We start from the raw sequence: 12,416 nt of genomic DNA, 5'->3' as shown, positions 1-12,416 counted from the left end.
TGGAGATGCACCTGATGTCATCGTCATTCACGTTCGGCTCCATCATCGGCATCCTCAACCTGATCGTCATGACCGTCCTGCTGGTGGGCGGCGCCGCCCTGATGGTGTCGCGCCGGCAGGAACACGGCCGGGCGGCGGTGATGGGCATCGTGGGCTGCGTGGTGCTCCTGCTCGGGGTGGGGGTCTCCGCCTTCCTGGTGTTCGGCTTTCCCGCACTCGTGGGAACCCTGGGTCCGATGAGGATCCAGACGGTGCTCGCGGTCATCAACATCGTGACCATGCTGATCCAGGCGACCGGCACGGGACTGCTGATCTTCGCGGTGATCGCCCGCAGGAACCCGCAGCAGCCGGTCGGGGGCGGCTGGCAGCCGCAACCCGGCCCCGGCCAGCAGTGGCAGCAGGGCCCGCAGCAGCCGCCGTACCAGCAGCAGCCCCCCGGCTGGCAGCAGCCGCCGCAGCCCCCCTTCGGCGGGCCCCAGGGCTGAGCCCTCCTGCCCCGCTACGACACGTGTGACAATGTCGTCATAACCGACATTCCGCAGCGCGCCTGAGGGACTCATGACGCGAGAACAGCCCGGCCCGCAGGAGCCGGATCAGAACCAGACGATCAGGCACCGCTTCCCCCACCCCACCGACCTGCCCAACCAGGGCCCACCGGACGCGCCGGGCACCCAGCGCCTGCCCTACACCCCCGACATGCTCCCCGACGTACCGGTCTACGAGGCCAAGCCGGCGCGCTCCGGCTGGTGGTGGGTGATCGTGGCGGGCGGGCTGGTGCTGCTCATCGGCGCCGTGGCCGTGGTCGCGATCCTCTGGGCGGCCAACGCCGACGCCGACGTCCGGGCGCTGCCGCCCGTGACGGTCACGCTCGCCTGAAGTCCATCGTCCAGTTCGTCTCCCAGGTCCGCCCGTCGTCGTCGGAGAACGCCTGCTCCCAGCGGGCGGTGCCGGGGTCGATGACCGTCCAGAGGAACCGGCAGCGCACCCGCCCGCCCTCGTGGTCCTCCTCGCCGTGGAACTCGCCCCTGTCCCCCTCGAACGCGCCCACCATGGGCGAGGCGTCGAGCGTGCCCCTGGCGCTGCTGGCCCAGTAGATGGACCACTGCCGGGTCTCCTGGTTGTACACGCGCAGCGTCAGCCCGTTGAAGCCCTTCGTCGGGAACTCGATCTCGTCGAAGCTGGCCGCGCCGTCGAAGTGCCGGGTGGCGACGGTACGGCCGGGGAACTCCTCCCATTCGGAGCTTCCCGACAGGGGCTTGACGAGCCGGCGGTTGGTGACGTCCCAGCGGCCCGCGAAAAAGTCGAAGTCGTTCATGCAGGCGAAGGTATGCCCGGGTCACTGACAGGTAGTGTCAGTGATTGTGCGTGCCTCCCGCCTGGTCTCGATTCTGTTGTTGTTGCAGACGCGCGGCCGGATGACCGCGCACGAGTTGGCCGGGCGTCTGGAGGTCTCGGTACGCACCATCTACCGCGACGTCGAGTCCCTGCACGCCGCCGGCATCCCCCTGTACGGCGACGCGGGACCGCGCGGCGGCTACCGGCTGCTCGACGGCTACCGCACCCGGCTCACCGGTCTGACGGCCGACGAGGCCGAGTCCCTGTTCCTGGCCGGGCTGCCGGGACCGGCGGCCGAGCTGGGGCTGGGCGCGGTGGTGGCGGCCGCGCAGCTCAAGCTGAAGGCCGCGCTCCCGGTCGAGCTGCGGGACCGGGCGGGCCGCATCCAGGAACGGTTCCTGCTCGACGCGCCCACCTGGTACCGCGACCAGGAGCCCCTCGCCCACCTGCCCGCCGTGGCCGACGCCGTCTGGAACGAGCGGCGGGTGCGGGTCAGGTACCGGCGGTGGAAGGCGCCGCAGGAGGTGGAGCGGCTGCTGGAGCCGTACGGGCTGGTCGTGAAGGCCGGGCGGTGGTATCTGGTCGCGCGGGCCGGCCAGGACGTACGGACCTACCGGGTCTCGCAGATCCTCGACCTGCGGCCGGTGGAGGAGGGGTTCGCCCGGCCGGAGGGGTTCGATCTGGCCGGTTACTGGGCCGCGTACCTGGCCGAGTTCGAGGCGAGGCTGCGGTGGGGCGAGGCGGTGGTGCGGCTGTCGCCGCGCGGGGTGGAGCGGCTGGCCGACCTCATGACGCCCGGGGTGGTGACGGCGGCGAGGCAGAGCGCGCAGGGGCCGGATGAGGAGGGCTGGACGCGGGTAACGGTGCCGATCGAGTCGATCGAGCACGCGGTGGGGGAGTTTCTGCGGCTGGGCACGGATGTGGAGGTGTTGTCGCCCGCCGGGTTACGGGAACGGATGGCCGTGACGGCGTACGAACTGGCCGAGCGCTACCGCGCCTGACGACGCCGGGTTCCAGCGCCGCTCCCCGCCTGAGGACTCCCCCGCGTCGTTTATGGGGATATTTCGGGGCAATGGACCTCCACGAGCGCCTGCTGGTCCAGGTCAGCGTCAGGGACGTCTACGACGCGGTGGCGCTGGCCGGGCATCCCGGCTCCGGCCTGGTCTTCACCGGCCCCGCCGGGCACGACGCGATCCGCATGCTGCGCAGGGGCGGCTATGACGGTCCGCTGCTGGCCGATCGTCGCCGGTACGCCGGATCGGCCCGCGTACGGGGGACGGCGCGGCTGTCGGCCGACTGGATCGCGGACCAGGTGGAGGCGGGCGCGACGGCCCCCCTCACCGATTCCGGATATGTCGGTGAAGGGGACCACGAATCCCTGCACACCATTCTCGAACAGGCCATCCGCTGGGCCGACGCGATCGCGGTGCTGCCCGTGCACGCGCGATGGGTCGGCGAGGACCGGGGTTCGCTGCTGCGTACGGTGACCGACTACGGGGGGCCGGTGGCTCTGGTGGTTGAGGACGGGCCACCGTACCGGCCGGTCGCATTGCCCCTGCTCTCGGCGGGGGTCGCCGCGCTGGCGGCGCTGGCGCACGGGGCGGAGTGGGCCGCGATCGGCGTCCGCGAAGTGCTGCGGCACCTCTACCCGGAGCCGCACGAGGTGCGGGGCGGGTGGCGCAGAGGCGGGGCGCGCAGCGCGTTCGTGCCGGAACGGCTGGAGTTCGTGCCGGTCGAGCGGCTCGGGGAGGGTACGTGCGGCTGCTCGGCCTGCCACGGCCGGCCGCTGCGCCATCTGGCGGGGGCGGAGGAGGTGGCGGTGAACACGCACAACGTCAAGGTCCTGCACCGCCTGCACAACCGCCTGCTGCGCGCCACGCACCGCGAACGCTGGTGGCGGGACCTGACCGAAGCCGCGAACGCCGGTAGCTGAAGACGGCGATTAGCTTGATCACCGGCGGGACATAACCCTTATCGGAAAATTGGGAGCGCTCCCGAAGCGCGTTTCATCCCGACCGAAAGGCAACTTGTGTTCCCGTTACGCTCCAGGCTGACCACGGCCTTATCCGGCTTCATCCTCGTGATCGCCGCCGCCGGCATCACCGCGCCCCCAACCCAGGCGGCACCCACCCAGGGGGCACCCGCTCCCGGGGCACCCGCTCAGGGGGCACCCGCTCCCGGGGCGCCCGCTCAGGGGGCACCCGCTCAGGCGACATCCGCTCAAGCGCCGCCCGCTCAGGCGGCATCCGCGGCCACCGAACCGGCGCAGAGCCCTCCACCCAGCACCACCACCCCCACTCCCGACGCCCAGCCGCCAAGTGGGGCCGCAACCACCTCCCTCACCCTCATCACCGGTGACGTGGTCGACTACGCCCCAGGCAAGGACGGCGCCGGTGTCCCCTCCATCGCCATCAGGAAGGCCCCCAGGCCCGACGGCGCGGACGTCACCTTCGCCACGCTGCCCGGCAAGGACGGCGGCTACCTCGTCCTGCCCTCGGACGCCGCCGCCATGGTCGCGGACGGCACGCTCGACGAGGAACTGTTCGACGTCGTGACCCTGGCCGACGACCAGCGCGCCGAGGCGATCCCGCTGCTGATCACCTACGCGGGCGACCCGGCCCCCGCCACGCTGTCCAGGTCGGCCGGGGCGCTGCCCGCCGGCGAGGGCGTCCGCGTGCTCGACAGCGTCAACGGTGCCGCGATGACCGTGCGCGCCGGGCAGGCGAAGACGTTCTGGGCGGGGCTGCGTACCGACCGCGCCGCCACCGGGCGCTCGGCCAGCGGCATCGCGAAGATCTGGCTGGACCGCAAGACGCGCGCCTCGCTCGACAAGAGCGTGCCGCTCATCGGCGCGCCGGCGGGCTGGGAGAAGGGGTACGACGGCAGGGGCGTCAAGGTCGCCGTCCTCGACACCGGCATCGACGCCGCCCATCCGGACTTCGCCGGCCGCATCCTGGCCACCGAGAACTTCTCCGACGCGGCCGGCATCGCCGACAGGCGGGGGCACGGCACCCATGTCGCCTCGACGATCGCCGGCGCGGGCGAGACGTACAGGGGCGTGGCTCCGGCAGCGTCGCTGCTGGTCGGCAAGGTGCTCAACGACCGCGGCGACGGCGAGTGGTCGTGGGCCATCGCCGGTATGGAGTGGGCCGCCGCGCAGGGCGCCGATGTGGTGAACCTGAGCCTGGGCAGTTGCTGCGGCAACGGCACCGACCCGATGAGCCTGGCACTGAACGAGCTGAGCAGGAAACACGGGACGCTCTTCGTGGCGGCGGCGGGCAACGAGGGGCAGACGCTCGGCGTGGGCGTGCCCGCGGCGGCCGACGAGGCCCTGGCCGTGGGCGCGGTGGACAAGATCACGGGCACGGAGCTGGCGGACTTCTCCAGCAGAGGACCGCGGCTGGACGACGCCGCGGTCAAGCCGAACATCGTCGCCCCCGGCGTGAACATCGTCGCCGCCCGCTCGGCTGAATCGTCCCTGTCCGGCATTCCCGGCAACGACAAGTACACGGCCTTCGACGGCACCTCCATGGCGACCCCCCACGTGGCCGGCGCCGCGGCGATCCTGGCCCAGCAGCACCCCGAGTGGCGGGCGGGCGAACTGCGTGACGCGCTGACCTCGACCGCCGTACGCAATGACGGGCACAACTGGTACGAGCAGGGCAGCGGCCGCGTGGACGTGGCCCGCGCCGTCACACAAAGCGTGTTCGCCACCTCGGCCGTGGACTTCCGCCTGCTGAAGGAGCCGGCGACGCGGCAGGTCACCTACCGCAACACCGGCGCGGAACCGGTCACCCTCTCCCTCTCCCTCCTGACCCGTGGCTGGAGCGGCCGACCGGCCCCCGCCGACGCGATCAAGCTCGGCGCGCGCAGCGTGACGGTCCCCGCTCATGGCACCGCCACCGTGGACCTGGCCGTGAACCCGTCGGCCGGGGAGATCGGCGCGTACGGCGGCTGGGTGACGGCCGAGGCCGGCGGATCGCGCGTCGTGACACCGTTCAGCTACTACACCGGCCCGGCCACGCATCGCCTCGGCGTCTCGCTGGTCAACTCGTACGGGACCAAGGAATTCTTCCCTGGCTACCAGGCCGAGCCCATCGTGTACGCGATCCCGCTGAAGCGGCCGAACAGCCCCGAGGACCCGTTCAACCCCTACGGCTACTACTACCTGCGCACCGACTACGCGGGCGTCGGCGAGTTCTACCTGCCGGCCGGGGACTACGAGGTGATCGCCATCGTCCCCGAGACCCCGCTCACGAACCGCAACAGCTGGGTGATCGAAACCGTCACCCTCGACGGGGACGAAACAGTCACTCTGGACGCCCGCAAGACCGTCAAGATCAGACCGGACCTGCCGAAGGCGGCCGACGGCGAGGGCGACGCGTTCTACGTGCGCACGTTCACCGACCGCACGCTCCCCGTCTCGATCTTCGGCGGCGCGGTGGGCGGCGGCCACGAGCTCTACGTCACACCCGTGTCCTCGGTGAAGACCGGCAAGGTGCGGCTCTCCCACCAATGGGATCTGGAGCCCCCGGTCCTGTCCTCCGCCACGGCGGGCAGGCTGAAGCTGCGTCCCGCCTACGGCATGGACTCCATGCGCAACCTGGCCTCCACCACGACGCTGCCCATCGTGTACGTGGGCCGGGGACGGCCCGAGGACTTCGAGGCCGTGGACGTCACCGGCAAGATCGCACTGGCCGGAATCCCCGTCGAGGGAACCGACCGGCCGTACGTGGTCGCGGCCGCGAACATGGACGACGCCGGCCGGAACGCGGCCCGCGCCGGCGCCGCCGGCATCCTCGCCTACCTCGACACGGACGGCGGCCGGGCGCGGGTGCCCGCGGGCGGCTCATCGGCCTTCCAGCGACTTGGCCTGACCGCCGCCGAGGGCCGGGCGCTGCGCTCCGCACTTGAGCGAGGGGCGTTGTCGCTGCGACTGGAGCCGTACTCGGGCCCTGACGTGGTCTACCGCCTGCGCCTCGACTCGCGCGGACGGGTGCCCGCCCGGCCGGCGAAGGTGGACATGGACCGGCTCGTACGCGTCAACGCCGCCTACCACGCCGACAAACCGGACACCAGCGGCTGGGAGTACGGCGAGTCAACGACCGGCGAGGAGCCGGGCCGGATGACCTACGGCAGATCGATGCCGATGCCCGCGTCCCGCACCGAGTACTTCGGCCCGACCTCCGACGACGTGGTGTGGTCCCGGACGATCACGAACGCGGGCCTGGACCTGCGTTCCGACGACCGGTTCACGCGACACGACCGGCGGCTGTCGGAGCAGTGGTTCAAGGCGCCGCTGGTGCCGGGGGCCGCCGACGTGCCGGCCGGGTATCCGGTCGCGCTGCCGTGCGCGTTGTGCCGGGACGGGGATCGGTTCGTACCGGCCGAGCAGTGGCGCGACTCCAACCCCCGCCACTACAGCAACCTGAGCCCACTGACATCGGCGCCGAAATTGTTCGTCGGTGACCAGGAGCTCCCACCCCAGGGCCGACGCCCCCGATCCTTCACAGTGCCGCCCACAACCGGCCCCTACCGCCTGGAAGCCCTGGACACAACCGGCCGCGACCTTTCCCGAAAGATCACCACAACCACCTCCTTCACCTCCACCCCACCCCCCTCAACCACCCCCAAGGGCTACAGCTGCACATTCGCCCCTTCCTGCACGTTCCAGCCGGCCCTCCAGTTCGCCTACGACTTACCCCTCGACCTCCTGAACCGCGCACCGGCCGGCAAACCATTCACTTTCGACCTCCAGGCCACCTCACATTCCGCCGCACACCGGGCACCTGAGGCGAATCGAGTCAAGGTGGAGTACTCAGTAAACGACGGCACAACCTGGCACCCGGCAACACGGATCACCAACCGCAACAACGGCCACTTCCGAGTCAAACTGACACACCCGCCCTTGGCCGAAACCAGCGGCTACGTGTCATTGCGACTCACCGCCACCGACCGAACAGGCGGCTCAGTAACGCAAACCATCGACCGTGCGTACGCCCTGAGCTAGCCGGCGGGTGGCCGAGGCCCTCCCCACCTCGGCCACCCACACCGCCAAGCAAGCCACCAAGCCTCCACTCCGTCGATCCCCTGCATCGGCAGGCGAGCCACTGAAACCCCACTCCCCCACTACCTACGCCAGCAGGCGAGCCGCCAACGCTGTACCCCCTCGACCTCCACCATCCACGTCGGCACGCAAGCCACCGAGGCCGTAGCCCTCCGCCACCATCGCCAGCATGCAAGCCGCTACGACCGTAGATCTCGGCCATCTACGCCGGCACGCAGGCCGCCCAGCCGTAGCCCTCCACCATCTACGCCGACATGCAAGCCGTGAGCCTGTAGTCCCCCTCCGGCCAAGGTGGCACATGAGCCGCTGAGCCTGAAGTCCCTCCGGCCGCCCAAGGTGGCACATGAGCCGCTGAGGCTCCTATCTCCCCAACCGCCCAAGCTGACGGGCGAGGCGCACTGGACGCCTGCACCCGTACCGATGAGGCGATGACCCCTGTCGCGACCTACCGGCGACGGCTGGACGCGGCGCTCGCCGAGTTGCGCGGCGGACAGCTCACACTCCCTCGGACCTCCCTATCCACAGAACAACCCAGACACCTTCTCCCCCATCCCCAGAACCCGATTCGGGCCCCCGCCGCTGCACCCTCGCGGAGCATCCTCATAGCCACACCCGCACCCGACCAAGGAGCCACAGAGGATGCCCGGAGGCCCGCCCACCCTCGGTTTCAGCCTGATCGTCTACGCCACAGTCGGCCTGGTCACCCTGATCGCCCACAAGCTGAAGAGGCGACCCAAGTGACCCAGCCCCCACCCACACCAGCATCACCGACACCTTCAACGGTCACCGTCATCATCCCCGCCCACAACGAGGAATTCGGCCTGCCCGCCACCCTCCGCTCCATCAAGGCCCAATCAGTCCCCCCGGAAAAGATCATCGTGGTGGACGACGGCTCAACGGACCGCACCGGCGAGGTGGCCGCCTCATACGGCGTCACCGTCCTGCGCCCACCAAGCAACCTCGGCAGCAAGGCCAAGGCCCAGAACCACGCACTCCCCCACTGCGACACCGACCTGATCCTGGCCGTGGACGCCGACACAGTCCTGGCCCCCGACTACATCGAACGCCTCAAGCCGGCCTTCGCCGACCCGTCCGTCAACGTGGCCGCCGGCAACGTACAGACCCGCTTCACCCGCACCCCATGGGAACGAGGCAGGTCCACCGAGTACCTCTTCGGCTTCCACTGGCACCGCCCGATCCAGCAACTGGCCAACAGCCCGATGGTCTGCTCCGGCTGCTGCTCGATGTTCAGGCGCGAGCCCCTGACCAAGTTCGGCGGCTTCCCGGAACGCACCATCGTCGAGGACATGGACTTCACCTGGAGCCAGCAACTCGAAGGCCACCGGGCGGTCTACGTCTCCGACGCCGTGGCCTGGGCCGCCGACCCGGAAACCCTCACCTACCTACGCAAACAGGTATGGCGCTGGATGGCGGGCTTCATGCAGAACGTCCGCCTCCACCTCCCCCGCCTGCTCACCCGCAAGCCCATGCTGGCCACCTGGATCCTCCTGGCCCTCCTGGAGATCCTCCTGGCCCCACTGTGGTGGGCGACCCCACTGCTCCTGGCCGTGAACGCGCCGATCCCCCTCACGATGGCCTGGTGGGTGGGCGGCGAACTGCTCCTGACCGTCCCCGCCCTCCTCTACGCAGCCAGACGCCGCCACATCCCCATCATCCAGGTCCTGTTCAACCTTCCATTCGTCTACCTGAACAAGGCCGTCAACCTCTATTACGCCTGGAAAGCCCTGCTGGTCGAACTCATCCTGGTTCCCCTACGCCTGTCCCGGGGCCTGGTCACCTACGAAAAGGGCCGCTGACCACGTCGAGCCGCCGCAAAAAAGAAACGGTGGCCGGAATCCCGGCCACCGCCACAAACAACAAACACACAAGGGTGGAGCTATGGGGATTCGAACCCCAGACCTCCTCCATGCCATGGAGGCGCGCTACCAACTGCGCCATAGCCCCTGGTCACCGCTCCGAGTCCACCCGTTACGGCGCTCCGAGAGCATATAGCCATCCGCGCCCATTCACCTAATCGCACCCACCCCGCAACCCCCAACCGTCCAGCCCTTAACCACGCGCAGCCCACAGACCCCAACCCAAACAGGCCCTCAACCTACGAGCAGCCTCCCGTAGACCCCCGACCAGAACAGCCCTCAACCACACGCAACCCGCAGACCCGCAGCCAACTCAGCCATCAATGACGCGCAGCCCGCAGATCCCCGACCGGTTCGACCCCCTCCACGACCCGGCAGCGTTGCACCCCGAGCCGTTCCACCGTGAGCGTGACCGTGTCGCCGGCCGAGAGCGGCGCGTGTGCCTCCAATCCCAGCCGACCCCACAACTCAGCCAGGCACCCACCCCCACACGTCCCCGACCCGAGCACATCCCCGGCCCGCACCTCGGTCCCCCGGGACGCGTAGGCGAGCATCTGCGGATAGGAGAAAGACATGTTGCTCCACCGATCCCCACCCACGGTGAGCCCGTTGACGGCGGCGGTCATCGGCAGGTCGAAGGCATTACCCGCGCGGTAGGGCTCCAACTCGTCCGGCGTGACCAGCACGGGCCCGAGCGTCGTGGCGGTGTCCTTGCCCTTCACCGGCCCGAGCCGCACCTCCATCTCGGCGAGCTGGAGATCACGGGCCGACCAGTCGTTCATGAGCACGTATCCCGCGATGTGCCCTGCCGCCTCCTCGACGCTCAGGTCCCGCCCGGACCGCCCGACCACGGCCGCGACCTCCAGCTCGAAGTCGAACACCTCGCACCCTGGCGGCACGGGCACGTCATCGTACGGCCCGCGCACGGCGTAGGGGTTGGTGAAGTAGAAGGCTGGCGCCTCGTACCACTGCGCGGGCACCTGCGCGCCCATCAACTTGGCCACGCCTTCGACGTGCTGCTCGAAGGTCATGAAGTCCCGGACGGTTGGCGGGTCAGGGATGGGCGCGCGCAGCCGTACGGCTTCGAGCGGCACGACCTCGGCGGGGTCGCGCAGCGCGGCCTCACCAGCACCCCGCAGGTCGTCAAGCAGATCGACCAGCCGCACCCCCGGCGGCAGGGCGTACACCTCCTGCGAGACCAGCAGCCCGGCCCGATCCCCCTCGCTCGCCGCATAGGTGACGAATCTCATCGCAACCTCCTCAGACAGCCGTTGGGAACGGGCCGCGGTTCCACTCCACTGCGTCTGAGAAGGCGGCCAGCAGGTCCACGTCGGTGCCGGCCGCGTCGGCGTAGGCCCGGTGGAGGTTGAGCACGATCCGCTCAGCGTCCCGCCAGCCCTCGAAGTCCCGCAGGTCGGCGCGCCGGGCCGCGTCCAGTGGGCTCAGTTCCCGCTGCAGCCCCGCGCGGGCGGTGTCGGCCACGAACCGGTAGTAGCGCTCGTGGTCGGCCAGGATGCCCGGCAGCGCGCCCGCGTCGGCCAGTGGCCCGTGCCCGGGTACGACGTGGTCGGCGCCGAAGCCGGCCAGCCAGTCCAGCGACCGCAGCGCGCCGTCGAGCGACCCCATCAGCACCAGTGGCGTGAGCCCGTGAAAGAGCAGGTCCCCGGTGAACAGCACGCGCTCCTCCGGCAGCCAGGCGACCACGTCACCCCTCGTGTGCGCGGGATGGCCCGGATGCATGAGGTCGATCCGCCGCCCGCCGCTGTAGAGCGCCAGTTGCGTGCGGAACACGAGCGACGGTGGCCGCCGCGTGACCGCGCCCCAATCGGGCACCGGCGACCAGAACGGCGGGCACCCGTCGATGACGAAGTCGGCCAGCACCGCGGCGCGCACGCTCTCATGCCCGACGATCACCGTCTGCTCGGGCAGCAGGCTGTTGCCGTAGGTGTGGTCGCCGTGCTGATGCGTGTTCAGCGCGGCCCTGATGGGGGCGTCCCCGGTGGCCGCGGCCAGCGCCCGTAAAAACCTGCGGGTACGTTCCTCAGTGGCGCAGGTGTCGATGACGATCGTGCCGTCGGCCCCCGTCACCGCGCCGGCGTTGTTGACCCACCAGGTGCCGTCGGGCTGCACCCACGCGTACACCTCCGGCACGACCTCGTACAGGGCCGATGCCTCCAGCCTGGTGTTGACGTAGCGTTGTTGTCCCATGTGAACGACTTCACCACGCCGCTGGCCTGGGCATCATCAGCGGGAAAGGTTATGAACCCGCGTCACAGACCACCCGCGCCACCCCACCGCCCCGCCCTCCGCCGCGCGTCACGAGCCAGGCCGCGCAACCTCCGCCGACCCGCCAATCCGTCGACCGCCGCGCATCACGAGCCAGGCCGCGCAACCTCCGCCGACCCGCCGATCCGTCGACCGCCGCGCATCACGAGCCAGGCCGCGCAAGCTCCGTCGACCCATCGTCGACCGCCGCGCGTCACAAACCGGCCGTGCCCTCCGCTGGCCCGTCCGCCGGTACGCGACACAAGCCGGCCGTGTCGGACGACCGCGCCACCTCTGCCAGCCCGTCCACCGCCGCCAGCACTCGCCGTGCCTCGGCCACCAGCCGTTCCCCCGCCGGCGTGAGTACGACCTTACGGCTCGTACGCTCGAACAACCGCCGCCCGACCTCCCGCTCCAGCCGCTGGATGTGTCTCCCGAACGGCTGAGCCGCGATGAAATGCCGCTGCGCGGCCCGCCCGAAGTGCAACTCCTCGGCCAGCGTGACCGCATAGCGCAATGAGCGAATCTCCATTCGACGAACCCTCCCCCGACGTCAGCCGGCCTGCCGCCCCAGGCCGCTGCGGTGTCTGTCGGGGTTTATTCGTCCGAGATCGCCCGCCGTATGTCGTGTATGTCAGTCGTACGCTCCTGGCCCGGGTGCTGGCCGCCGCCGAGGTGGAACTCGTCCCCGGGAAAGCCGACCGTGCGCCCCCCAAACCGACCGTGCGCCCCCCAAACCGACCGTGCGCCCCCCAAACCGACCGTGCGCCCCCAAACCGACCGTGCGCCCACAGACCGGCCGTACGCCCCCAAGCCAACCCGTGCCGTACGCCCCCAAGCCGGTCATACGGCATCCGAGTCAGCCGTACAGC

At 70.3% G+C, this 12,416-nt stretch carries 10 protein-coding genes and 1 tRNA gene; 6 read left to right on the top strand and 5 right to left on the bottom strand.

The genetic code is table 11. The features are described from left to right. Positions 1–14: 14 nt before the first annotated feature. Positions 15–485, top strand: a complete 471-nt coding sequence (locus AB0I81_RS37400; RefSeq protein WP_360666966.1) for a hypothetical protein — start codon at positions 15–17, stop codon at positions 483–485. A gap of 73 nt (positions 486–558) precedes the next feature. Beyond that, positions 559–876: a hypothetical protein gene (locus AB0I81_RS37395; RefSeq protein ID WP_360666963.1), complete on the top strand. Its 318-nt coding sequence runs from the start codon at positions 559–561 to the stop codon at positions 874–876. Here AB0I81_RS37395 and AB0I81_RS37390 read toward each other — a convergent pair. Further along, positions 863–1,315, bottom strand: a complete 453-nt coding sequence (locus AB0I81_RS37390) for a hypothetical protein (RefSeq protein WP_360666961.1) — start codon at positions 1,313–1,315, stop codon at positions 863–865. The two genes, AB0I81_RS37395 and AB0I81_RS37390, sit on opposite strands and share 14 nt — an antisense overlap. Positions 1,316–1,361: 46 nt before the next feature. Here AB0I81_RS37390 and AB0I81_RS37385 point away from each other — a divergent pair, with 46 nt between their 5' ends. From AB0I81_RS37385 to AB0I81_RS37370, 4 genes are all read left to right on the top strand, one after another. Then, positions 1,362–2,336 (top strand): YafY family protein, encoded by a 975-nt coding sequence (locus AB0I81_RS37385; protein WP_360666959.1) that lies wholly within the window; start codon positions 1,362–1,364, stop codon positions 2,334–2,336. 71 nt (positions 2,337–2,407) lie between these two features. Further along, the gene (locus AB0I81_RS37380) at positions 2,408–3,268 is read left to right on the top strand and encodes a hypothetical protein (protein ID WP_360666956.1); all 861 of its coding nucleotides are present in this window, start codon (positions 2,408–2,410) and stop codon (positions 3,266–3,268) included. A gap of 426 nt (positions 3,269–3,694) precedes the next feature. Next, positions 3,695–7,345 carry a S8 family serine peptidase gene (locus AB0I81_RS37375; RefSeq protein WP_360666953.1) on the top strand — a complete coding sequence of 1,217 codons (3,651 nt, stop codon included), beginning with the start codon at positions 3,695–3,697 and terminating at the stop codon, positions 7,343–7,345. Between the two features lie 794 nt (positions 7,346–8,139). Further along, the gene (locus tag AB0I81_RS37370; RefSeq protein WP_360666950.1) at positions 8,140–9,219 is read left to right on the top strand and encodes a glycosyltransferase family 2 protein; all 1,080 of its coding nucleotides are present in this window, start codon (positions 8,140–8,142) and stop codon (positions 9,217–9,219) included. Positions 9,220–9,294: 75 nt separating this feature from the next. On the opposite strand, the gene AB0I81_RS37365 is transcribed toward AB0I81_RS37370, so the two are convergent. The 4 genes from AB0I81_RS37365 to AB0I81_RS37350 form a co-directional block, all read right to left on the bottom strand. Continuing rightward, positions 9,295–9,367: transfer RNA gene (locus AB0I81_RS37365), tRNA-Ala, on the bottom strand. A 232-nt stretch (positions 9,368–9,599) separates the two neighbouring features. Then, positions 9,600–10,529 carry a fumarylacetoacetate hydrolase family protein gene (locus AB0I81_RS37360; protein WP_360666947.1) on the bottom strand — a complete coding sequence of 310 codons (930 nt, stop codon included), beginning with the start codon at positions 10,527–10,529 and terminating at the stop codon, positions 9,600–9,602. 10 nt (positions 10,530–10,539) lie between these two features. Next, on the bottom strand, positions 10,540–11,487 hold the full coding sequence (locus tag AB0I81_RS37355; protein ID WP_360666944.1) for an MBL fold metallo-hydrolase: 948 nt from the start codon (positions 11,485–11,487) through the stop codon (positions 10,540–10,542). A 271-nt stretch (positions 11,488–11,758) separates the two neighbouring features. Then, a complete protein-coding gene (locus AB0I81_RS37350; RefSeq protein ID WP_360666941.1) occupies positions 11,759–12,076 on the bottom strand; it encodes a LysR family transcriptional regulator in 318 nt (105 codons plus the stop codon). Positions 12,077–12,416 lie beyond the last annotated feature (340 nt).

Source organism: Nonomuraea sp. NPDC050404, from assembly GCF_040655495.1.
In the GTDB taxonomy this organism is placed as follows: Bacteria; Actinomycetota; Actinomycetes; order Streptosporangiales; family Streptosporangiaceae; genus Nonomuraea.
Note: the sequence above shows the minus strand (reverse complement) of the source record. Positions and strands in the feature narration are given on the sequence as shown.